Here is a 19,753-nt window from a genome sequence, read left to right on the forward strand (position 1 = left end):
CCCTACCGGATGTTGTTGATGGCGGCCTTCGCCGAGTCGTGCCGCACCTTCATGATGTTGGAGATGGCGTTGTGCGCCCGGCTCTCCGCCTGCATCTCGTTCTGCAGGTTCATGTAGGCCAGGTTCATCTTCGCCCCCTCGGCCTGCATCTCCCGCTGCGCCGCCAGCAGATCCCACTGCTCGCCCTGCCCCGCCGTCCCCCCCACTCCTCCCGCTCCCGCCGCCGACACGCCCTGCACCGACGACGCCGTCGACGACACCACCGAGCTGACGCTCGCCACCGCCGCGCTCACCATCGGGTTCCCCGGCATCAGCGACGCCGCGATTCCCGCCCCCGCCTTCACCACCTCCTGCGCCGAGCGCGCGAACACCGTGCCGAAGTCGTTCCGCGGCGTCTGCCTCGCCACGGTGGGGGTGATGGACAGCGAGCCAATCCGATTGCCGTTCTCCACGTGAAGCCTCCTGCGCTTGGGTTGCGCCGGGGCTTCTTCAGCCCACGTGCCAGCCAACGAGCGCAGTCTTCCCGGGCACATGGCCGCTCCCCCACCCCGCCAACCCTCCACCGCGTGGAGCGCGCATCCGCGTGCGTGGACGGTCAGCGGGCGCGGCCGGGCCCCGGCCGAAAAGTTGCGACCCCCCCGGGCTGCTCCAGACTGTAGCTCCCTGTCGCACCCCGAGGAGGTTCCCCATGACGCCGTCCAACTCTCCCCTCCGACTCCAGGAGCGCTACCACCCGCGCGTGGACGCCAACTGGATGGTGAAGGTGCACCTGGGCGAGCGCACCGTGCTCGTCAAGGCGCGCGACCTGTCCATGGCGGGCCTGTTCCTCCACGGCCACCCCCCGGACTCCGTGAAGCAGCTGTCCCTCACCCTGCCGCTGCCCGGCATCGGGGACATCACCGCCACGTGCAACATCGTCCGCCGCGCGGCCCACGGCGTGGCGCTCGAGTTCGCCGACCTGGACTGGGATCACTTCCTGCTGCTGGCGCGCTACCTCCACCCGCGCCTGCCCTGAGCCGGGCCCGGCCTCACCCTTCCGGCCTCACACCACCCGGCGCAGCCGCTCCACCAGCGCCATCAGCTCCGCGCCCTTGAAGGGCTTCTGGATGTAGCCGTCCGCTCCCGCCATGGTGGCGCTCTCCATGTCCGACTTCTTGGACTTGGCGGTGAGCATGTAGACGGGCACCTTCGACGTCGACGGGTCGCTCTTGAGCATCCGGCACACCGAGATGCCGTCCAGCTGCGGCAGCACCACGTCCATCAGCACGAGCTGGAAGGGGCGGCTCTTGGCCAGCTTCAAGCCCTCGATGCCATTGGCCGCGCACACCACCTCCACGGCCCCGTCGCTCAGCATGGAACGCACGAGCTCCCGGATGACGGGCTCGTCCTCGACCAGGAGGATGTGGAAGGGATTCTGCAGGTTGGCACCCATGGGACTCACTCGTATGCGAGCGCCTCCACCACGTTCAGGGTGGCGGCACGACGCGCAGGATACAGCCCGGCCACGATGGCGCACAGGGTCGAGACGACCCCCATCACCCCAGCCAGCCGGGCGGGAAAAATATAGGGAAAGCTCCACCCCGTGGCCTGACCGCCTACCACATCGGTGATGAGAACCCCCATCCAAAGGCCCGCCAGCGCTCCGATGAGCCCACCTGACAGGCCGATGAAGGCCGCCTCCCCGACGAACAGCCGGACGATGTGGGACCGGGCCGCCCCCACCGCCCTCAACAGGCCAATCTCCCGGGTCCGGTCCAACACCGCCGCCAGCAACGTGTTGACCACCCCCAAGAGCGCCAGCAGCACCGCCACCACCTCCATCGCATAGGACACGGAGAAGGCCTCGTCGATGAGCGCCGTGGCCTCCTGACGCAGGTCCGCGTTGCTCAGCACGTAGAGCTGGTGGCGCTCGCCCCACCGCTCCGTGATGGTGCGGCGCAGCTCGTCCAGCCTCGAGCGGTCCGCGAGGTACAGCTCGAAGGTGTCCACCCGGTCATCCTGGAAATGCGCCTGGTACACCTCGCGCGCCAGGAAAACGACGCCCTGGTCCGAGGTGTAGTCCACCGCCACCGCCGCCACCGTGTAGGTGCGCGCGCCCGTGGGCGTGGACATCTCGAAGGTGTCCTCCACGTGCAGGTCCCGGCGCCGCGAGAGGTTCTCCGAGATGATGACCCGTCCGGCCAGCCGCTCCTCGCGCGTGGGCAGGCGGCCCTCCAGCAGCCGCGGCTTGCCGTGGCTCTCGTAGATCTCGGGAATCAGCGAGATGACGTAGGCGCGCAGCCCGAGCACGTCATGGGGCAGCACGCGCACCCGGTCGACTTCGGAGACGCCGGGCAGCGCCGCGAGCTCCTCGGCCAGCTCCGGGGCCATGGGCTGGTTGCGGCTGCCCGCGATGCGCGCCGCCGAGGTGAGGAAGAGGTCCGCCGGCACCGACTGATCCAACCACCGGTGCGCCGCGGAGCGGAAGGAGCCCACGAAGCCGGCGATGCACACCGCCATGGCCACGCCAATGGCCAGCGCCGACACCGGGACCGCCGTGCGCGCGGGCGCTCGCGCGAAGTTGTCCGCCGCCAGCCGGCCACTCACGCCCAGCAGGGCCTCGCCCGGGCGATGGTAGACGTGCCACAAGAGGCGCAGCACCCCCGGGGCCAGCAGCGTGGTCCCCATCAGCACCAGGAAGATGGAGATGTAGCCGCCTACGGGCAGGTTCTCCACGGGCGCGGGCAGCCACGTGGACGGGTAGACGAGCAGCAGGCACCCCACGCCGAGCACCGTGGGCAGGCGCGAGCCCCCCACTCCAGCCCCCTGGGCCGCGTCCCGGCGCAGCGCCTCCACCGGGAGCACGCTCGAGGCCTGCAGCGCCGGCCTCAGGGCCGCGAAGCCACTGCCCAGCACGCCGAGCGCCACGCCCAGGCCCAGCTCCCACGGGCCCACCGTCACGTCCCGCGCGTTCACCTGGATGTAGAGGCTGGAGATGGCCCCGGACACCCAGCCGATGGCGAGCCGGCCGACGAGTACGCCCAGCGGCAGCCCCAGCACCGTCCCCACCCCGCCCAGCACCACCGCCTCCAGCGTGAAGAGGGCCCGGATGCGCAGGCGCGTGGCCCCCAGCGCCCGCAGCGTTCCAATCTCCCTGCGCCGCTGCACCACGCTGATGGCGATGGTGTTGTAGACGAGGAACACCCCCACCAGCAGCGCCACCCCGGAGCCCAGGTTCAGCCCCATCTGGAAGCTGCGCACCATGGTCGCCACCGAGCCGCCCCGGCGCGACGGGCGCTCCACCTCGAAGCCTCCGCCCAGGGCCGAGCGCAGGCGCTCGCGCACCGCGTCCACGCCCACCGCCGCGTCCACCGCCACGTCGATGCGGTCCAACGTCCGCTCGCGCCCGAAGGCCGCCTGCGCCGACGCCACGTCCATCACGCCCACCGAGCCGCCAAAGGCCTTCACCGGCCCCGCTTCGCGGATGAGCGCGTGCACCACGAAGTCCTGCGGCCCGCTCCCGGTGATGAGCTGGAAGCCGTCCCCCACCTTCAGCCCCCGCTCGCGCGCGAAGCGCTCCGACACGAGCATCCGGTCCGTCGAGTTGAGGAACTCCAGGTCGTCCGACAGCCCGCCCAGGTCCCTGTCCACGCCCTCGTACGTGCGGAAGTGGCCGTCATCCAGCAGGTCCACGCCCATCACGTAGAGGCGCTCGCCCGGCGCGCCCTTCACCGGGACGATCACCGTCAGCGCCCCCGAGGCATGCGTGACACCGGGCACCGCCCGCACCCGCTCCAGCACGGACTCGTCGAAGCCCACCTGCGTGCCCGCCACCGTCAGGTCCGCCTTCCCCGCGATGGCATCCACCGTCGAGCGGAACGCATCCAGCACCGAGCCGTTGATGGACATCACCCCCACCATCGTCGCCACGCCCACGGCCACGCCCAGCACCGTGAGGCCAGTGCGCAGCGGTGCACCCAGGATGTGACGCAGGGAGACGAGCCGGAGCAGCGAGAGCATGTCCCGGCCACCTTACCCGCTCCGTGGGGGCCTGGGGTGCTCGGATGAAGGGCAGGCAGGCGCATCAAACCTGGCGCTTTGCTTCCTGCCCCAGGACGCGTGGGGTAGCGTCGGCGCGCACATCACCGGGGAGGGGCCAGTGAGAGTCGCTGAACAGCAAGGCTTCGCGGGCAACGAGCGTTTCGAGGTCAGACGGACCCTGGGCGTGGGTGGCTTCGGCATCGTGTGCGAGGCGCTCGATCGCCGCACCGGCTCCGTCGTGGCCCTCAAGACACTGCACAAGGCGTCGCCCGGCTCGCTCTACCGCTTCAAGCAGGAGTTCCGCCTCCTCACGGAGATCGTCCACCCGAACCTCGTCACCCTCTACGAGCTGTTCTCCGAGGGCTCCACCTGGTTCTTCACCATGGAGCTCATCGAGGGCCACGCCTTCCTCGACTCCCTGCGGCTGCGGCCCTCGGAGAAGGCGGAGCCCTCGACCCCACACGAGGACACCGTCACCAGCCCCCAGCGCCACCCGAAGCTGGACAGCGGCGCGAGCCACTCGTCACCGGACGAGGACACCGCCACCAGCCTCAACGCCACCACCGGCTCCCAGGCGCTCGTCCTCCCCGACGCGCCCACCCGCACCGTCGACGCCGGGCGCCTCCGCCCGGTGTTCCGCGAGCTCGTCACGGGCCTGCGCGCACTCCACGCCTCCGGGCTCGTCCACCGCGACCTCAAGCCCTCCAACGTCCGCGTCACGCCCCAGGGCCGCGTCGTCATCCTCGACTTCGGGCTCGCCAAGCCGCTGATGTACCCCTCGGCGTCGATGAGCTCCCCCGAGCCCCTCGCCGGCTCGCCGCCGTACATGGCCCCCGAGCAGTGGGACCTCCAGCCCACCACCGAGGCCACCGACTGGTACTCCGTGGGCGTGATGCTCTACGAGTGTCTCACCGGGCAGCGGCCCTTCACCGGCAACATGCACGAGATGCGGCAGGCCCAGCGGCACGGTGCCGCCCCCATCTCGCGCTTCGTGGTGGACCCGCCCGCCGACCTCGTCTCCCTCTGCGAGGACCTGCTCCGCGAGGACCCCGCCGCCCGCCCCTCCGGCGCCGAGGTCCTGCGCCGGCTCGGCGGCCAGGACGCCCCCGGGGCCCCCGCCCCCACCGCTCGCGAACTCCGTCTGGTGGGCCGCGAGAAGGAGCTGGCCTCGTTGCATGCCGCCGCCTCGCGCGGCGCCGCGGGCGAGACGGTGCTGGCCCGCGTCCACGGCCTGGCCGGTCTCGGCAAGAGCGCGCTGCTCGAGGCCTTCGCCCAGGAGCTGCGCCGCGAGGGACGTGCCCTCGTCGTCTCCGGCCGTTGCTACGAGCGCGAGTCCGTCCCGTACAAGGCGCTCGACAGCCTGATGGACTCGCTCAGCCGCGCCATCTCGCAGCTCCCCCGCGAGCAGGTGCACGGACTCTTCCCCGAGCACTTCCAGGCCCTCTCCCGCCTCTTCCCCGTCCTCCGGCTCAACGAGGACGCCCTGTCCCAGGAGCACGCGGAGCCCCTCCCGGAGGATCCCCTCCAGGCCCGTGCCCTCGCCGTGCGCGTGCTCAAGGAGTTGCTGCGGCGGATCTCCTCGCACAAGCCCCTGGTGCTGCTGCTGGATGACCTCCAGTGGGGGGACCTCGACAGCGCCCGCTTCCTCGCGGAGCTGTTGTCGCCTCCCTTCGCGCCGCCCCTGCTGCTCGTCCTCAGCTACCGGAGCGACGAGGCCGCGAACAGCCCCTGCCTGGAGGCGCTGCGCCAGCTGTTGGAGCCGCTGTCGTGGACCGTCCCGCCCGTGGAGGTGGCCCTGCCGCCCCTCTCGCCCGAGGACTCCGCGCGCCTCGCCCTGGAACGGCTCGGCGTGGAGGACCCCGCGGCGCGCGCCCAGGCCGAGCGCATCGCCCGGGAAGCCGGAGGCAGCCCGCTGCTGGCCGAGGAGTTCGTGCGCTACGTCACCTCGGACAGCGAGCGCGCCACTTCGGGAGAGCTGTCGCTCGGCCGCGTCGTCGACGCCCGCGTCCACCAGCTGCCCGAGGGCGCGCGCCAGCTCCTCGAGCTCCTCGCCGTGGCCGGTCATCCCCTGGAGCAGACGCTCGCGCTGGACGCGGCCCGGCCCTCCCAGGCCACGCTGTCGTCGCTCGCCCTGCTGCGCTCCGCCCACCTGCTCCGCACCCGCGCCACCCCCGGCGGTGTCGACCTGGAGGTGAGCCATGACCGCATCCGCGAGCGGCTCGTGGAGACCCTCCAGGCCCCCGCCATCCAGGGCCATCACCGCCGGCTCGCCGAGGTGCTCGAGGCCCAGCCCCAGCCGGATCCCGAGCGGCTCGCGCTGCACCTCCACGGGGCGGGCGAGCTCGTCCGCGCCTCCCTCCACGCCCTCAGCGCCGCCGAGCGCGCCCGCGAGGCACTCGCCTTCGCCCGGGCCGCCGAGCTGTATGGCTTCGCCCTCGAGTGGAGCCAGGGCACGCCGGTCTCCGGTCTGCCCCCGCGCCGCGAGCTGGAGCGCGCCCGGGCCGAGACCCTCGCGCTCGCCGGCCGCGGCACCGAAGCGGCGCCCCTCTTCCTCCGCCTCGCCGAGGACGCCCCTGCCCACGAGTGGCTGGACCTCCAGTGCCGCGCCATCGAGCACTACATGGTGGGTGGGCGCATCGACGACGGCACCGCGCTGCTCGGGCCCGTGCTCGAGCGGCTCGGCCTGAGCTACCCGCGCTCCACGGCCCGCGCGGTGCTGGAGGTCGTCTGGCTTCTGGCCCGGCTCAAGCTGCGCGGCATCGAGTTCACCGAGCGGCCCGAGTCCGAGGTGCCCCCCCTCCAGCTCCAGCGCATCGATCTGCTCTGGGCCCTGGCGCGGGCGTTGATCAACGTGGAGCCCACGCGCGGCCTGCTCTTCCAGCTCCGGAGCCTGCTGCTGGCGCTCGACGCGGGAGAGCCCCAGCGCGTGGCCCGTCCACTCATCGCCTTCGGCGGCACCTGGTTGTTCCAGGGCTCCCCGGGCGCGCTGGAGTCGGGCACCCGAGACCTCGAGCGCGGTGTGGCGCTGGCGCAGCGGCTGAACACACCCGAGCTGCTCGGCCTGGCGGACATCTTCCGCGGCGTCCGCTCACTCACCGTGGGCCAGTGGGCCGAGACGCTCGTCCAGGCGGAGGCCGGCCTGGAGCGGATGCGCGAGAGCCGCCGGGACACGCTCTGGGAGGGCGGCATGGCGCGCGCCATGGCGATGCTCGCCCTGGACCTCACACACCAGATGACGGCGCTGCGCGAGCACGGCGGCGATTGGTACCGCGTGGCCGTGGAGCAGGGCGACGCGTACTCCCAGATGACGGCGCTGCTCGGCACCGGCATGGGACTGCTCGCCACCGGAGACGCCGAGGGCACCTGCCAGCGCATGCGGGAGCTCGCCGCCTCCTGGCCCCGGACGGGCACCATCCAGCACATCTCCGTCTTCCTCGTGGAGGCCTGGGCCGACCTCTACCAGGGACAGCACGCGCGGGCGTGGCAGCGCATCACCCGGATGTGGCCCAAGGTGAAGTCCGCGCAGTTCCTCCGCGCCCTGGTGGGCCGGATGAGGATGTACACCGTGCGCGCATGCGGCGCGCTCGCGCACGCCGAGCACGACACGGGCGCCCGGGAGAAACTGCTCGCGAGCGCCGAGAAGGACGTGGAGTTCATCTCCCGTCAGGGGCGCAGTGACTGCGTTCCGATGGCCCACCTGCTCCGGGCCAGCATCGCCCGTCTCCGGGGGGACCCGGCGGGAGCGCGTTCGCACCTGACCTCGGCCCTCCAGGGCTTCGAGGCCACGGGCATGGCGGTCCACGCGGCCATCGCCCGCCACCACCTGGGAGGCCTCATCGGTGGAGACGAGGGCCGTGCCCTCATCGAGGCCGCCCACGCGGTGATGACCTCCCACGGCATCGCCGAGCCCGCGCGCTGGGCCTCCACCTTCGCCCCGGGCCACTCGGCCCCAGGAGTCCGATGAGCTGGATCTTCCCGCTGCCGCTGGCAGCGCTCGCCCTGTCCGCCACCCCGGCTCCGACGTCCGTGGATGGTGGCACGCCCATCCCCTACGCCACCCAGCCCGATCTCCAGAGCGCCCCCATGGGCCTCTACGAGACCGGGCTCGCCCTGGCCGACATCAACGGTGACGGCTACCCGGACCTCATCACCGCGAGCGGGAACGATCAGGGACTCCAACCACTGGCCGTCTACCTGAACACCCGGGAGAACGACTTCTTCGGCACGCTGCAACGGCCGGACTGGGTCTCCTCGGATTCGGACGCCCACATGAACCTCGCCGTGGGCGACATCAACGGCGATGGGTGGCTGGACGTCGCGGTGTCCACCCTCGGAAAGCCCTGGGGCAGCGGCGGCGTCAAGGTCTACTTCAACCAGCGCGGCACCCTGGAGAAGAGCCCCTCCTTCCGCTCGAAGGACACCTACAGCTCGTTCGCCTGCGCGCTGGGGGATGCGAACGGGGATGGCCGGTTGGACCTGGCCACCTCGGACATCATGCCCCTGCTCGGCGGCTCCGCGCGCATCTACTTCAACCAGGGCGGGACCCTCTCCCCGAAGCCCGGTTGGCGCTCGAAGCCCGGAGGTACCGGCGGCGGAGTCCTCTTCACCGACGTGCAGCAGGATGGGTTCCTGGACCTGGTGGTCGGCACGTCCCAGGTGATGGTGTTCCCCGGAAGCGCTGGCGCGGACGGTGGCATCTCCCTGCCCACCACGCCCGGGTGGAGCTCGCGCGAGGGAGACCTGGTGCCCTATGTCTCCGCGGGCCCCGTGGGCACACAGGACACGTGGACCCTCGTCGTCTCACGCAACAACGTGCAGGGCTTCATGAGCGGCGACGCCGGCACCCCGCCCCGCTACGAGGCCTATGTCCCCGCTCCCGATGCCGGCCAGCCCGTGTGGACGTCCACGCCCATCAACCTCGGCTCCGGCGTGAAGCTGGCGGACGTCAACGGCGATGGCATGACGGATCTGCTCGGAGGCTCCTGGGGCGGCGTGACACCCGAGAGCGGCTTCTTCCAGCTCTACCTGGGCCAGGGCTCCACCTTCGCGAGCCAGCCCGCGCTCACCTCGGCGCGCGGCACCCAAGGCATCATCCAGGCGCTCGACGCGGCGGACCTGCGGCAGCGCTTCACCTGCCCCGGCTCCTGGAGCACCACCCTCACGCGCTCGCAGGCCGTGGTGACGCTCCCGCTCCCCCTCGTCGGCGGCATCTCGCGGGTGATCCGCAACGGCAAGCCGGTGCCCCCCCGCGGCTACACCACCGTCCCCGGTGCACCGTGGATCTCCTTCGCCCGGCGGCTCGCGCCCGGGGACACGCTCCAGGTGACCTATACCCATCCCCTCTCGGTGGACGTGGTCATGGCCAACCAGGACTGCTCGCTCGGCGATTTCATCTACTCTTCCTATGCCACCGTCCCGGGCTGCGGGACCCCCTCCAAGGATTGAAGCCCATGCTGGTGAAGTTCATCCACGACCTCACGACCAACGAGAAGCTGCAGCGCGCGTTCGCGGAGAACCCGAAGAAGACCATGAAGCAGGCGGGCCTCTCGGCGAAGCACCAGAACCTCATCAAGAACAGGGATCCCCGGCAGGTCTCCCAGGCGCTGATGGACGAGCTGCGCACGAGCCCCTTCATCGGCTTCTGGTTCGTGCCGGCCATCAACCTCACGAGCATCAGCCCGGCGTCGGGCCGCCAGGGACAGACGCTCGAGGTCACGCTCACCGGGCAGTACTTCACGGACCCGATGACGGCCGACATCGAGAACAACACCCAGAAGGTGCCCATCACCCTCCAGGAGGTGACCGGGGCCGGCGAGGCGAAGAGCCAGGCCACGGGCACGCTCGCGCTCGCCGCGAACCTGCCCCCGGGCCCGTACACCGTCCGCGTCACCTCCAACCAGGATGCGACCTCCACGCTCAGCATGGGCTTCACGGTGAACGCGAGCAGCGGCAGCAAGCGCACCGCCACCGCGGCGAAGAAGAGCCCGGCCCGGAAGGCCTCCGGCGCGAAGACGGCCCCGGCCCGGAAGACGCGGGCGAAGACGCCGAAGAAGTAGGCCCACTGGACGGGAGGCGCGCCGTGGTTCCCTCGGTCCCGAAGACGTTCGCCTGGCTGGCACCGCGCGTTCCGGAGGTGCTCGTGCCCCGGCGGACGATGGCGCGCTTCGAGCCCCTCACGCACCGGCTCCCGTCGCTGCGGAACTTCTCCTTCGAGTGCCGGCTGGCCGCGGACGCCTCCCAGGTGGACTTCATCGGGACCCTCACACCCACCTGGGGCGGAGAAGAGCTGGCTCGCGAACGGGGTGCGGCCCCGCCCGGGCGCTCCGGCCCCCTCTGGGACGGCGTCCGCGCGTTCTGCGCCGCGTGGGCACCCGAGGGCAGCCCGCTTCACGCGGAGGTCCCCTGCATCTGGCTGGAGTTCGACCACGACCGGCCCGCGCCGCATGAGCCCCAGCCCTTCACCACGGTGTGCGTGCAGCCGGACTACGCCCACCGCCGCCTGACGCGAGGCGCGCTTCCCGAGGGTCATCCCATCCGCCGCACCGTGTGGCGCTCACTGGAGCTGCTCGGGCAGGGCCCGCTGGAGCCGGAGGTCCGCCGCACGCTCGAGCGCTGCTTCGACGAGATTCCCACCGGAGGCGCGCTGTCGCACGTCGCCCCCACCTACGTCCGGGGCACGCGCTCCATCCGGCTGGTGCTGACGATGCCCTCCCGGAAGGTGTGGGCCTACCTGTCCCGCCTCGGCTGGCCGGGCCGGCGCGCCGACGTGGAGCGCATGCTCAAGCCCTTCCAGAGCTCGAGCGAGGTGGAACTCTACCTCGACGTGGCGGACGGCCTCCAGCCCTCGGTGGGCCTCGGCATCGGGCTGCTGGAGCCAGACGAGCCGCGGATTCCCTTCCTCTTCGACCGCCTCGTCTCCTGGGGCCTCTGCACGCCGGAGAAGCGTGACGGGGTCGTGGCGTGGCTCGGTGAGGACGCACGGGTGCTCCTGCCCGGGCTGCGCATCCCGAGCCATCTCCTGCGCTGGGCGATGATCAAGCTCGTCCACCGCCCCGGGAGGCCGCTCGAGGCGAAGGCCTACCCCGAGTTCCACGTCCGCCCTGCCTGGTTCGACTGAACCACGGGCATGATGGGAGGCTCCCCACCCGGAGGCTCCCATGTCCGAGAAGAAGCCCGCGGCACCGAAGTCCCCGCTCTCCCGCGCCGCCGACCGCACCCTCGCCACCGAGCAGTCCCAGCAGCACCCGCTCAATCCGAACTCGGAGATCCGCGGCCACTCGCTGAGCGAGCTCGTGGGCATGCGCCGCACGGGTGTCCACCTGCTGCGCATCCCTCCCGGCAAGGAGTCCTTCGTCTTCCACTCGCACCAGCTGGAGGAGGAGTGGATGTACGTGCTGTCCGGCCGCGGCATCGCCGAGCTCGACGACACGCAGCACGAGGTGGGCCCGGGTGACTTCCTCGGCTTCGCCGCCCCGTCCGTCGGGCACCACCTGCGCAACCCCTTCTCCGAGGACCTCGTCTACCTCTCCGGCGGCGAGCGCCGGGAGATGGAGGTCGCCGACTTCCCGCGCCACAACAAGCGCATGATCCGTGTCGGCGGGACCCTCTCCTTCTGTCCGCTCGACCAGCTGGAGACGATCACCCTTCCCGAGAGCAAGGACCCACGGTGACAGCAGCAAGGAAGCTTCGGCGCTAGGGGAACGAAGGCGCCGCTCTGGTGCTCCTCCTCGGATGCGCTGAGCGCATCAGGACTTGATGCTCAGCTCCGAAGCCCGTCGGCGAAGGGCCGGCTGAACGTGGAGGGAGAGGCCGAACGTGCCTGCTTCAAAGCGGAAACCTGGTGCTCCACGAAGGCACGCGTCGGTACTTGGATGGCTCCCCGGCTGCGAAGTGCCAGTTCCAGGGCCAGGGCGTGGCGGCGACGCATGGGTGCACGGGTGAGCGCGTCCAACAGCGCTTGTGGCGTGAAGGGTTGTCCCGCGAGGTAGCGCTGCTGCGGGTCCAGGTTGGGGCGGACTTCCTGCCACCCTGCGGCCACGGCGGAGGCCTGGGGGAGCGGCAGCGCGTCCTCTGGCTTTGGCACGAGGTCGGCATCGAGGTCCTCCTGTTCCAGGGGAATGGACTCTTCTGACTCCTCGGGGCTGGCGGCGTACGGGCCCTCGATGCGCAGTCCGGTGATGGCACTGAAGGCCTCACCCGCAAGTGCTGCGACAGGCTTTTTCCACATCAACTCCAGGCAGGCGTCGGCGGCGGCCACGCGGCCGGTGAAGCCCAGCGCCCACAGGACATCCGCCTGAAGCACCTCGTCGGAGAGCAGCTCTAGCAGCAACTTCGCGTCCCGCTCATCGCCGCCCAGGCCCAGCAGCAGCAGCGGGAGCCGGACAGCGGGGGCTCGCGATTCGACCGCGGCCCGGCAGGCGGCCCAGGCGCTGCGGTGGCCGCCCATCAGCCCCGCCATGATGGCGGCGTCACGCAGCAGGGGTTCTCCCGAGCCGAGTGCGCGCTGGAGTACGCCCGGTTCCAGTGGCAGACGCATCCTGCTGATGGCGCGCAGGGCAGCGGCGGCCACTTGGGGCTCCGGGTGCGAGAGGAAGGGCATGCACAGCGGCGCCGTGGCCAGTCCGTGCGCACCCAGCGTGTCCAGGCCACGAACAACGCGTGAGGGGTGATCGGCAAGAGTGCAGCCGGGCAACCAAGCAGAGCCACCACCGCGCCACCGCCTGGGCCACCACCGCGCCCCGATACCGCCCGATGCCCCAGGACAGACCCGGTAATGACGGGCCATGCCGAACCGTCGTGCGTGAGTGGTCAACAGGTCCGCGCCTTGCCGAGTCCTGCAAGGGCACATGCCGCGCACGAGCGGCCTGGTTAACCCACACATGTAGGGAACATTTCTGTACTGATTTCCCTGACTCGGGCCTGATCGCGCAATCCGTGCAAAATTAGTTTCCGACTTGTTTGGAGCGGTCGCGAGCTTTGGAGGGGTCCACCTGCCGCCCCGGTCCCACCGGGAGAGCCGCATCCTTGCGGTCATGGTACGCTCCCCCATCTACGAGGTGAGGTAGCGCGTGGGACTGACACTCAGCCACCCGGACATCGGCGAGATGATCGGAGATTACAAGGTCGTGGGGTTCTTGGGCGCGGGGGGCCTCGGCATCGTCTACAAGGTCGAGCGCGGGGGCTGCTTCTTCGCGTTGAAGCTCCTTCTAATCCCCAAGCTGGACGGGCGGGGCAAGCGGGAGATCGGCATTCTCATTCACCTGGAGAACCCCGGCGTCGTCCGCTACGTGGGTTCGGATTTCTGGCCGGACCCGGTTATCGGCCATCCCTATATCGTGATGGAATACGTGCCGGGGGACACGCTTTGGACGTTTGCCTACAAGCGAAACCCGTCGGCTCGGAAGGCGACGCGCATCATCCTGGACGCGGCATTGACGCTCGGGGAGGTACACGCGGCGGGTGTGTTTCATCGCGATGTGAAGCCGGAGAACATCGTCATTCGGGAAGGGAACGAGCGCCCGATCCTGATTGATTTCGGGATTGGTTCTCTGGCCAGTGCCCCGACTGTCACCGGCTCGCAGCTCCCGCCCGGGACAGAGGAATTCCGCTCTCCCGAGCAGATACGCTTTCAGCGCGCCAACCCGGACGGCACGGGTCAATACGAGTACGGGCCCACCGATGAGATGTGGGCATTGGGCGTGACTTATTACTGGCTGCTGACGGATGCGCTGCCCTTTGGCGAGCGCACGGATGAAGGGGGCCTGGACGGGCTGCGCGAGCGTATCTTGACTCAGCGGCCCGACGCGCCGCACGTCGTCAACCCCCGCGTGCCGCTGGCCGCCTCGCTGCTGTGCATGAAGATGCTCGCGGAGCGGCCAGAGGACCGCTTCCCGTTGGTTGCGACACTGTGCGCGGCTCTGAATGAGTCCCTGTCCAACGCGGAGAACGACGCGACCTGGGAGCCGCCGCTCGTAAATCCGCTTGATCCGCAGACGACAACGACGCTCGATGACCCGGCAAAGCAGGAGCCGAACGAACAGCGGCGCATGTTTCTAAAGCTGGTGAAGCGGCGCCCCCGGCGCGGGCAGCCCTCGCGGAACGCGGCACCCGTGCTCTTCGTGCCTGCTGCGGTAGCAGGCCCTCGGCCCCTGGCCGCAGCCGCGAACCAGGACAAGCTCCCCATGGTGGAAGCGCCGCGCGTGGACCCGGCCCCAGTGGAGCACGAGCCGCCCGTAATGAGCGCCCCGGTGCCGCCAGCACGCGAACTCGAGCCTGCCGCAGGTCCACCCCCTCAACGCGCAGCGTGGCGTCTCGGGGTCATTGGGGCCGTGCTGACGGTGGCCGTCGTTACCCTGTTGGTGGGCGCGAACCTGGGGGGACCTGGCCCTACGGGACGCACCAGCGAGACCCGACCCGAGTTGCCGCTACCGTCCACGTCCCCGGGCCCTCACGCTACCGACGCAGGCGTGTGCGGTCGTGAAGTGGCGCCCGATGCAAAGGCGCTGGAATCTCTCGCCGGAGGAGACGCGACACCCGTTGGGGCTCAACTTCCCGCGTCTACCGCTAACGCCATGCTTCGCACGTCCGCTCAGACGCCCAAGAACGAAACGCCGAAAACGCAGACGCAAGGTGCGGGGTTCCGCTTGCCGGTGAAGCCCGCAGCCGTGGCGGTCTGTGCGCTGCTCGACGGGGGATGCACCGCGCCCGCCTCCCAGGTGCGCACCGTGCCCCCCGAGATTACCTGCCCCCAGGGTTGGCGGGAGACCCACGAACGGTTCAACGTCACTGGCCGCGACGAGACCGCCACGGTCAAAGGGTACAAGGGAGAAGCCGGAGAGGCGGCCAGGGTGAAGGATGGCCCCGCTACCCTCCAAACCGGCATCTATGGTGCCGTGGGCAATCTACCTGCCGGGACCCTGCTACTTGGACAGTGGAAGCTCGGAGACAACCGCCTTTTCGGCACCTTCACCGAGGCGAAGATTCCAGGCGTGGGGACTTTCCCTGTGTGTTTCGTTGCTGGCATTAGAGGCGGTGGCCTCGGCTTTCAAGGCGCGTCCTTTGGGGACGAGCACGGCAAGGAATTTCTTTGCCCCCCCGGCTTGGGCGTCTGCCTCACTCCCGGAAGCACGCCCGGCAACGCCAAGACACCCACGCGCGTTCTTCTCGAAGTGCCTGTCGGGCAGCCCTGATTATTACCTTGCCCTTTGGAGGTTGAGTTTCCGTGCTGCCCCCCTCTCCCGGTGCCGTCCTGCTGGCCGCCCTGCTCGCTGGTGCTGCGCAAGCCTCAGAACCGCCCCCCGTCCCCCGCTGCGCAGCGACGGCGCGTTTTGACTTGGCCGCAGGCTCCCCGGAGGTGGCTCCCGACGTGTGCGCGAGCGCGGACGAGACGACGACCTTCGTCTTTGACTCCCGCGTCGCTGTGGGGGCGGTGGAGTTTCAGCCCGTGGGACGCCTCGCGGATTGGGCACTCGGGCAGGAGGGGCTGAGCCTCCACGTCATGCCCAAGGGGGATTATCTGCCAGGGGAGCGGGTAAAGGTGACGGTGCGCTTCGCGGATGGCGCGGCACCGGCGAGCGCGAGCTTCTGGCTCGTGGGCCATGCGGCAAAGGGGACGCGCCGGGTGTATGTGTTCCGGCAGCCGCGCCCGCCCGACGTGTGCGAGAAAGAGCGTGACGAAGCACAGGCCGAAACGCACCAGTGCCAGGAGGACAAGGCGCGGCTTCTGGCCGAGCGTGAGGAGCCGGGCGGGCTCCTGGGTGCCGCATGGCTGGAGGGTGCTGGGGTCGTGGCGTCCAAGAAGCTTGACTTCCTGACGGTGCCGCCAGCCAACGCGCTCATACTGAAGGGGGCCTGGAGCTACAGCTACACGCCCACGGGCGAGAGCCGCCCGGCAAGCGTAGCTGTACGGCTGGGCCTACTTAACCCCGGTGCTGAACCCTGGACGCTGGCGGGGGCGGCACTGGTGGACAAGGCGGGGGAAGAGGTGGAGCTTACGCGGTGGCAAGAGGCACCCATCCCCGCGAATGGTGCCGGTGCCGTCGTGGTGGGTTTGAAGGGGGAGCGCGCGCAGCTCGGCTGCCCCTGCACCCTCAAGCTCTGGGAAGCACAGGGGCCGCGCACCTTCACCCTCGGGAACGTCACCTTCCCGGTGAGCCAGCAGGCGGGGCCCTGAGCACGGCCAGCGCGAGCCGTGCCGAGTCTCAAGGGGCTGCGCGCCCGCCAATCTCCGGAAAGCGCTCGTAGGCCCGTTTGAGCGCGTCCAGGTGGGCGGGGTTGTCCAGGTCGAGCGGCGCATCGGTGAGCTGCACGACCCACCCGCCCGTCGCGGTGCGCCGTGCGCGTGACAGCAGCTCCGCGTCGCGGGCCGGGTCCGGAAAGCCGATGGCTTCTGCGGCAGCGGCGGACCAGTAATTCACCCACCCGAGGCAGTGCGGAATCTCAGACGAGCGCATGTGCTCTGCGATCTTGAGCGCTGGTAGTCCCCGTGGCGGGCTCCCCGGCTTACGAACCGGATCTCTGGTCTGCTGCGAAATCTCAACAGCCGCGTCGGAAGGCGTTGCGAGCCCCCAGAAAGCACGAGCACCTTCCCCGATGGCCGCTAGCACATCCATCGCCGCTGCAATGCCTGCCACGTCCAGATGTAGCGAACCATGGATTTCAAAGTGCGGCGGGCTCCTTGCGGCAAGCCCGTTCGGGTTCTCCCACGCGGTCAGCGTCACCGGGCGGCTTTTGTCATCGTTGCAAAGGAACGGAAACCCACCGTCGATCTTGTTAGCCGTGACCCACTCATCGCGATGGGGCAGCGCAATGAACTCCTCTTTTTCAGAGAGCGTCCAACCCAGCCGCAAACCGGGAAGCGCGCCCTCCATTCCATGAATGATAGCGAGAGGCCGCCTATCTTCGCCCACGAGAGCAGGTGCATAAACGATGATGCCAAGTTCATCCGAGAAAACCGCCATGTCAGCACCAGTCCATGATTTCAATGTTGAGGTTTCGATCCAATTTCTCAAGCGCGGCTTTATGCGCGGCGCTTTTCACACCAACGACAAAGTTATACCCACAGGCCTCTGCGAGTCTTTTCTCCCGTTGTAGTTCCGGCAGTTTCATCCGGGCAAAAAACTTCTGGGAGTGTGGTGAGTGCTTGTCGAAATTATCCGTCTTGACGTCCCACAGAGTGAGCGTGGCCAATTGCAGCCCGTCGTAATCCTTCCCGTTGACGCGCACATCCCAGCCGGGGAAGCTGTTGTTTGGAATTTTGTCGGCGCATTCGTTGTGCGGGTCATGACCGCCACGGTGATTCACCGGTCGAGGCTCGCACTCCGGGCGGCGGTTTCGCTCCGTGACTTCGGGTGGCAACGGGGGCGGCCAGTCCTGCCCTGCTGGCTCCGGCTTGGGCCTTTTTTTCGGCGAGGGCTTCGGCGGGGCGGGCTTCGTTACAGGCACGGGCTTCACTTCTGGCACGGGGCGCGTTTCAGGCACGGGCCGCGTCTCGGGCAACGTAGGCGGCGGCCGAACCTGGGGACGGCCCCTCTTTTCGTAAGCCTCCAACGCCTCTGAGATTGCGAAGCCCACCACCACCACGCCCGCGACGATCACCGCTCCCACGACGATCTCCGGTGCCGCCAGGACACAAACCCCGACCCCCAGGGCAGCGGCACCGGCAGAGGCCACCGCGCATCGTCCTGTGAGGTCGTGAAACTCAACCCGGTCATGGTCGAGGGCATAGAAGCACCTCTCTGCCAGCTCGGGCCAGGGCTCGGAAGCTTCGCGGACGGCGCAACGCCCCCCATCCGTCCAGGGCAGCTTCGCCGCGCGCTGGAGGTTGGCGAGCCTCGGGTCGCGGGCCGCTGGCTCTCTTGGGCTTGGGGGGGTCGTCGTACAGGCTGAGAGAAAGAGCAGAAGTGCAAAGCACGCTCGGAGACGCATGGCCGGATCGTGGTTCAGAGCACGGCGCCTGCTTGTGTCTGAGCACGAAATGACTGAGCCGCCTCAACGACTTTCTCGGCGACACCGGCTGCTATCACGGCATCACTATAGGAAAGCTCGGCAGTCTCCTGTCGCTCTACATTAGGATGAACCAAGTTGCGCTCGATTCGTGACAGAGTTGCAGCGGTAACATTGGTCGCATCCAATATGTTCAGTCCATTAGGACCGCACATGGCTATCATGTCGACAAGTTCCCACTCATTTGGCAATTTAAGTGACTTTCTTCCATTTTCGATTTTCCCAGCCAGGCTCTTGCTGGCCTTCTTTACGTCGATTGCCTCAAGGCGTTTTTGCTCCGTTTCCAACAGGTCGACGAGGATTGCTTCGACTACACAGCCGGCGAAGACAAGAGCAACCTTGGGCGTGCGAAGACGTAGTGCTTCCTGAAGGGTTGCGTAATCGCGCTCGGCAATTCGGCGAAGCTTTGTGTCGTGAATGAAAGACAGTTGGCGGACAGGGCCAGTTTGTGGGCCACGCCATGCTTCTCGCGCAATGCTAGCGGCGTTGAATAGAGGCGCAGCTTTGAGCGACTGGAAGACCGTTCCGGTATTTCTCCATTCCGCCAAGAATCCCCGTGCGCCCTCGATTGCTGCTATCCACTCCGCCAAGCGAGGAGCCAATGCCCCCGGCGACAAGTGCGGCTCAAGCTCGTCGCAAATGCGAATGAAGGCGGCAAGTGATGCGTAATGTCTGTGCGCCATCAGTTCGCCATCAGCGTCCCAGTCCTTCATCACAGCATCTAGTCCATCAGGCGTCACGTGCATGCATCCCTCAAGAATCAAGAACACCCGGCAACTGCGCTCCTGACGATTACCACCACTTCGTCTCTGCTGCATTCTGCTTGAGACCGCGTATCGACTCGGTACGTGCTTGATGCCGAAAATTCTTGCTGCGGGGGGGCAGTTCCCTCGGGCGGTAGCCATGACGCGTGTGGCCACAGGGCTGCCAGCATGTGCCCCCAGTGTGCCCCGCCAGCGGGGAAAGGGGTGGAACGCGAGGGAACGGGGTGGGACGGGGCGGGATGACGAACCCGAGGAGAATCAAGGCGATAGCGGGTAACAGCGCGTCCTGCTTAGGGTTTTCCATCGCCTTGTTCACGGGTTCGATTCCCGCCGCCTCCACTCCGTATCTCCCGGAAAGGACGCAGCTTTCCGGGGGGCTGTAGCAAGGGATGTCGCAAAGTCCCGGGCGCCATCGAGCGAGCCGGGGTTTTCTCCTGACGCCGCCAGCGCCAGCCAGGCGGGCTGGCCGCGCGCATGGCCCCTGTCTTTCCTATGCTCCCGAGACCGCATCGCCGAGCCGGGTGACCCAGTCGCCCTGGTACGGCTCGGTCATTGGCACCTGGGCCAGGGGTGGGCAGTAGCGGTAGCGCTCGTTGGGCACGTCGAGCCCGCGCCGGCGCGCGAGCCGGAGCAGGGCGAGTCCCTCGAACCACAGGTGCCGATGCGCGCCGAAGTGGTCCTCGCGCTGGGTGAAGCCGCGCGCCAGCTTCTCGGTGCGGGCCTCGTGGCTGGCCAGGGCCTCGGAGAACGCGGAGAGGAAGGTGGGAGTGTCCCCGTCCACCAGCGCCTGTGCGAGCGCGGACCAGCACTCCTCCTTGGAGGCGCGCGTCAGCTCCTGAGTAAGCCTCCGGTCCAGCCCATGGTGTCGGCCACCAAGAAGAGTGGCACGGTGGCCGCGTGATGGATGGCGCGTCGACAAGCCTATCGCTGCTGAGCCTGCTGCTGGGCCCACGACTCGGGGAGGA

16 protein-coding genes are annotated in these 19,753 nt (G+C 69.0%); 8 read left to right on the forward strand and 8 right to left on the reverse strand.

The window, feature by feature from the left end; translation table 11 throughout:
- Positions 1–2 precede the first annotated feature (2 nt).
- The gene (locus AC16DP_RS18490; RefSeq protein ID WP_329725818.1) at positions 3–452 is read right to left on the reverse strand and encodes a hypothetical protein; all 450 of its coding nucleotides are present in this window, start codon (positions 450–452) and stop codon (positions 3–5) included.
- 236 nt (positions 453–688) lie between these two features.
- On the opposite strand from AC16DP_RS18490, the gene AC16DP_RS18495 reads away from it, so the two are divergent.
- Complete coding sequence (locus AC16DP_RS18495) at positions 689–1,015, forward strand: PilZ domain-containing protein (protein ID WP_329725819.1); 327 nt, start codon at positions 689–691, stop codon at positions 1,013–1,015.
- A gap of 27 nt (positions 1,016–1,042) precedes the next feature.
- Here the strand turns inward: AC16DP_RS18495 and AC16DP_RS18500 are convergent, their stop codons facing one another.
- Both AC16DP_RS18500 and AC16DP_RS18505 read right to left on the reverse strand, forming a co-directional pair.
- The gene (locus tag AC16DP_RS18500) at positions 1,043–1,432 is read right to left on the reverse strand and encodes a response regulator (RefSeq protein ID WP_329725820.1); all 390 of its coding nucleotides are present in this window, start codon (positions 1,430–1,432) and stop codon (positions 1,043–1,045) included.
- A gap of 5 nt (positions 1,433–1,437) precedes the next feature.
- Entirely contained in the window at positions 1,438–3,999 is a 2,562-nt protein-coding gene (locus tag AC16DP_RS18505) for an ABC transporter permease (RefSeq protein WP_329725821.1), read from the reverse strand.
- A gap of 139 nt (positions 4,000–4,138) precedes the next feature.
- On the opposite strand from AC16DP_RS18505, the gene AC16DP_RS18510 reads away from it, so the two are divergent.
- The 5 genes from AC16DP_RS18510 to AC16DP_RS18530 are packed head-to-tail and all read left to right on the forward strand — an operon-like array spanning position 4,139 to position 11,690.
- Positions 4,139–7,984, forward strand: coding sequence for a serine/threonine-protein kinase (locus AC16DP_RS18510; RefSeq protein WP_329725822.1), 3,846 nt, complete (start codon positions 4,139–4,141; stop codon positions 7,982–7,984).
- Positions 7,981–9,465 carry an FG-GAP repeat domain-containing protein gene (locus AC16DP_RS18515; RefSeq protein WP_329725823.1) on the forward strand — a complete coding sequence of 495 codons (1,485 nt, stop codon included), beginning with the start codon at positions 7,981–7,983 and terminating at the stop codon, positions 9,463–9,465. The genes AC16DP_RS18510 and AC16DP_RS18515 overlap by 4 nt, the downstream gene beginning before the upstream one ends.
- 5 nt (positions 9,466–9,470) lie before the next feature.
- Entirely contained in the window at positions 9,471–10,076 is a 606-nt protein-coding gene (locus AC16DP_RS18520; protein ID WP_329725824.1) for an IPT/TIG domain-containing protein, read from the forward strand.
- Between the two features lie 23 nt (positions 10,077–10,099).
- A complete protein-coding gene (locus tag AC16DP_RS18525; RefSeq protein ID WP_329725825.1) occupies positions 10,100–11,137 on the forward strand; it encodes a hypothetical protein in 1,038 nt (345 codons plus the stop codon).
- A 40-nt stretch (positions 11,138–11,177) separates the two neighbouring features.
- The gene (locus AC16DP_RS18530; protein WP_329725826.1) at positions 11,178–11,690 is read left to right on the forward strand and encodes a cupin domain-containing protein; all 513 of its coding nucleotides are present in this window, start codon (positions 11,178–11,180) and stop codon (positions 11,688–11,690) included.
- Positions 11,691–11,779: 89 nt separating this feature from the next.
- Here the strand turns inward: AC16DP_RS18530 and AC16DP_RS18535 are convergent, their stop codons facing one another.
- Positions 11,780–12,589: a hypothetical protein gene (locus AC16DP_RS18535; RefSeq protein ID WP_329725827.1), complete on the reverse strand. Its 810-nt coding sequence runs from the start codon at positions 12,587–12,589 to the stop codon at positions 11,780–11,782.
- Between the two features lie 499 nt (positions 12,590–13,088).
- Here AC16DP_RS18535 and AC16DP_RS18540 point away from each other — a divergent pair, with 499 nt between their 5' ends.
- Positions 13,089–15,209, forward strand: coding sequence for a serine/threonine protein kinase (locus AC16DP_RS18540; RefSeq protein ID WP_329725828.1), 2,121 nt, complete (start codon positions 13,089–13,091; stop codon positions 15,207–15,209).
- A 32-nt stretch (positions 15,210–15,241) separates the two neighbouring features.
- A complete protein-coding gene (locus tag AC16DP_RS18545) occupies positions 15,242–16,192 on the forward strand; it encodes a DUF2381 family protein (RefSeq protein WP_329725829.1) in 951 nt (316 codons plus the stop codon).
- A 28-nt stretch (positions 16,193–16,220) separates the two neighbouring features.
- Here AC16DP_RS18545 and AC16DP_RS18550 read toward each other — a convergent pair whose 3' ends face one another.
- The 4 genes from AC16DP_RS18550 to AC16DP_RS18565 form a co-directional block, all read right to left on the reverse strand.
- Positions 16,221–16,979 carry a DUF5953 family protein gene (locus AC16DP_RS18550; RefSeq protein WP_329725830.1) on the reverse strand — a complete coding sequence of 253 codons (759 nt, stop codon included), beginning with the start codon at positions 16,977–16,979 and terminating at the stop codon, positions 16,221–16,223.
- Position 16,980: 1 nt separating this feature from the next.
- Positions 16,981–17,625 carry a DUF6310 domain-containing protein gene (locus AC16DP_RS18555; protein WP_329725831.1) on the reverse strand — a complete coding sequence of 215 codons (645 nt, stop codon included), beginning with the start codon at positions 17,623–17,625 and terminating at the stop codon, positions 16,981–16,983.
- 335 nt (positions 17,626–17,960) lie between these two features.
- Positions 17,961–18,794 (reverse strand): hypothetical protein, encoded by an 834-nt coding sequence (locus AC16DP_RS18560; RefSeq protein WP_329725832.1) that lies wholly within the window; start codon positions 18,792–18,794, stop codon positions 17,961–17,963.
- Between the two features lie 484 nt (positions 18,795–19,278).
- A complete protein-coding gene (locus AC16DP_RS18565) occupies positions 19,279–19,707 on the reverse strand; it encodes a hypothetical protein (protein WP_329725833.1) in 429 nt (142 codons plus the stop codon).
- Between the last annotated feature and the right edge of the window lie 46 nt (positions 19,708–19,753).

Source organism: Archangium sp., assembly GCF_057119385.1.